Here is a 2,513-nt window from a genome sequence, read left to right on the forward strand (position 1 = left end):
GACGATGACGATCCTGCCATCGGCCAGCACGAAATATTCATAGGTTTCGTAGGCCGGAACGATCTTGACGATGCGCGGCGGCAGGCGGTGCAGTCGCACCTTGTGCCGCGGCACCTCGACGCCGACGGAGATGTCGAAATCGACGCTCGCGACCGGCGAGATTTTCGTCTCGCGGATCACATTGGTGATCTCGGTCTTCTGCTCGACGGTCACATTGGTGATCGATGCGGTCGAGCCCTGGTCGGTCTGGGTCGAGGTCGTGCCCTGGGCGTTCTGCTCGGTCGTCGTGCCAGTTGTGCCCTGGGCCTTCTGCTCGGTCGTTGTGCCGGCCTTGCCCTGCGCCTGCTCGTCGGTCTTCACCTTCGGCTTGCCCTGGGCCTGCTCCTCGGTGGTGACGCCGGCCTTGCCCTGCGCCTGCTCGTCGGTCTTCACCTTCGGCTTGCCCTGGGCCTGCTCCTCGGTGGTGGCGCCAGCCTTGCCCTGCGCCTGCTCGTCGGTCTTCACCTTCGGCTTGCCCTGGGCCTGCTCCTCGGTGGTGGCGCCGGCCTTGCCCTGCGCCTGATCATCGGTCTTCATCTTGGCCTTGCCCTGGGCCTGCTCACCCGCCTTGCCGCCCTTCTGGCAGTCGGCAGCGCCGGCCGCGCAGCTGGCGTCACCGCCAGGCTGGACCTCGGCCGGCGCCTGTGCCTGGGCCATCGCGGCGCCGCAGCCGACACCGAGCGCGAGCATGCTGGTGATCAGAATATGTCTCATGGAAACTCTCCTCGAAGTGTTGTCCCTTCGTTCGGTTAACCTCGACTCGCAGCCTTTGTTCCGAAGCAAATCGCCTCGGTTCAAAGTCGAAAAATTGCCGGAACAAGCCCTATGCGGTGACGTTAACGACCGAGGTGGCCCGGCTGCGAACGGCATCATTCGCGTGGCGGAAGAGGTCGCCGGTCAAGACAGGAGAAGATCATGAGACTGCATTTTAAGACGGCCGCCGCGGGCTTGCTGCTGCTCGCCGGCATGGGTGCCGCGTCCGCCCAGGACGTCATCATCGAGCCCCAGCAGGAGACCATCATCCGCGAGTATGTGCACAAGCAGCCTTTGGCCTCGGTGACGCTTCCCGGCGTTGAACTCAATGTCGGCACGGCACTTCCCGACACGGTCGAACTGCGCGAAGTTCCCAACGTGAAGTACCGTTACGTTGTCGTCGACAACCAGACCGTGCTTGTCGATCCGGGCACCCGCAAGGTCGTGAAGATCATCCAGTGACCGCAAAGACAGCCCGGTACTTGCCGGGGCGGAGGGCGAGCCGCCCCGGTATTATTTCGTGACCATCCCAGGCAGGAACCTTCCATCGCGCCACGCGTTGCCGCGTCTGACTTCGTGCTGCCTCATTAATGGGCAGACTGGCGGCGGCGAATCGGGCGGGCGGCAAAAAGGACCGGGCGGGGTAGGGAGCATATTCACCATGTCGAAACGCGAAATCGGAACGTCCCCGGCATTGGGGATGCGTGTCGCCGACCTCAGGGCCAGGATGCGGATCGCCAGCATCACCGAACATGAGATGAAGACCTTCCAGAAGGTCGTGGCCATCATGGGGGGCGCCGACGGCTCCCTACGCATCGACGCCGACGACCTGATCGCGGCCTCCTTCGTCGCCGAGACGGTGGGCGACAGCGCGCCGAACTGAGTGCCGCCGGCCGCGCGCCGTCAAGCCATCATTCCAGCATATCCGCACCCCGCCCGCGCGGGTGGAGGCGCGCGTCTGTCAGGCGCGGCCTCATACCTCGTCGAAAGGTCCACCGCGTCTTGCCGGATCGCGCGCGATGGCCGCTTCCTCGGCATCGTCTGGCAACGCCTCATCGCTCTCCTGGTAGGGATTGTCATCGTCCTCTTCCGGCAGGGCGCCCTCCTTCTCGATGCCGGTGGTTCCCGGCACTTCCTCTTGCGGTAGGCCGCCGTCCGGCAGGATCCTGGCGCCCTTGATCGCGTCCCAATCCTGCTGGCTGGGCGAGGGCACCTCTACCTCGTCGTTTGGCACCTGGGCCTTGTCGTCGGCCGTTGACGGCTCGACCTCGTCGCTCGGTTTCTTGCGCGGTCCCATGACTGCCTCCTGTGGCTCGCCATTGAAACTCTCCAGGATTTGAACTCGCGGCCCTGGCCGCCGGTTCCCGCGAAGCCGCGCCGGAGGGGGCGCCGGCAGCGCGCCACGGAACCAATCGGCGCCGGCGTTCTTTCCCGGACAAGGAAAGGAGCCAGACCATGAGACCTTTCGCCTTTGCGCCATGCGCGCTTCTGGTCATGGCGCTGGCCGGTCCGGCGGCCGCGCAGGACGACAACGACCAGACGCAGGTGCCCGCCGGCCCCTGCCAGGCCGAGCCGCAAATACCGGGCACTACCGACCAGAAGCCGGCCGCCGACACCGGCGGTGGCCTGACCGGCAAGCTCAAGCCTTGCGGCGGCGTGCTGCAGCCGCCGCCGAGCGGCGACCAGGGCATGGCCCAGCCGGCGCCCGAGCAAGGCAACAC

Annotated in this window: 5 protein-coding genes; 3 read left to right on the plus strand and 2 right to left on the minus strand. The window is 66.1% G+C overall.

Annotated elements, in window-relative coordinates; translation table 11 throughout:
* Positions 1 to 753: DUF1236 domain-containing protein (locus EOA33_RS31885; RefSeq protein WP_127407434.1), on the minus strand; the 753-nt coding region annotated here is incomplete at its 3' end.
* Between the two features lie 201 nt (positions 754 to 954).
* On the opposite strand from EOA33_RS31885, the gene EOA33_RS31890 reads away from it, so the two are divergent.
* Together EOA33_RS31890 and EOA33_RS31895 are read left to right on the plus strand one after the other, a co-directional pair.
* Positions 955 to 1,254, plus strand: coding sequence for a DUF1236 domain-containing protein (locus tag EOA33_RS31890; RefSeq protein ID WP_126055390.1), 300 nt, complete (start codon positions 955 to 957; stop codon positions 1,252 to 1,254).
* Positions 1,255 to 1,453: 199 nt separating this feature from the next.
* Positions 1,454 to 1,675 carry a hypothetical protein gene (locus EOA33_RS31895; RefSeq protein ID WP_126055389.1) on the plus strand — a complete coding sequence of 74 codons (222 nt, stop codon included), beginning with the start codon at positions 1,454 to 1,456 and terminating at the stop codon, positions 1,673 to 1,675.
* A gap of 90 nt (positions 1,676 to 1,765) precedes the next feature.
* On the opposite strand, the gene EOA33_RS31900 is transcribed toward EOA33_RS31895, so the two are convergent.
* Positions 1,766 to 2,089: a hypothetical protein gene (locus tag EOA33_RS31900; RefSeq protein ID WP_126055388.1), complete on the minus strand. Its 324-nt coding sequence runs from the start codon at positions 2,087 to 2,089 to the stop codon at positions 1,766 to 1,768.
* 158 nt (positions 2,090 to 2,247) lie between these two features.
* Between EOA33_RS31900 and EOA33_RS31905 the strand changes: the two genes are divergently transcribed.
* The coding region (locus EOA33_RS31905; RefSeq protein ID WP_127407435.1) for a hypothetical protein at positions 2,248 to 2,513 on the plus strand (266 nt) is incomplete at its 3' end.

The sequence above is a fragment of the Mesorhizobium sp. M4A.F.Ca.ET.050.02.1.1 genome, assembly GCF_003997725.1.
Classification (GTDB): Bacteria; Pseudomonadota; Alphaproteobacteria; order Rhizobiales; family Rhizobiaceae; genus Mesorhizobium.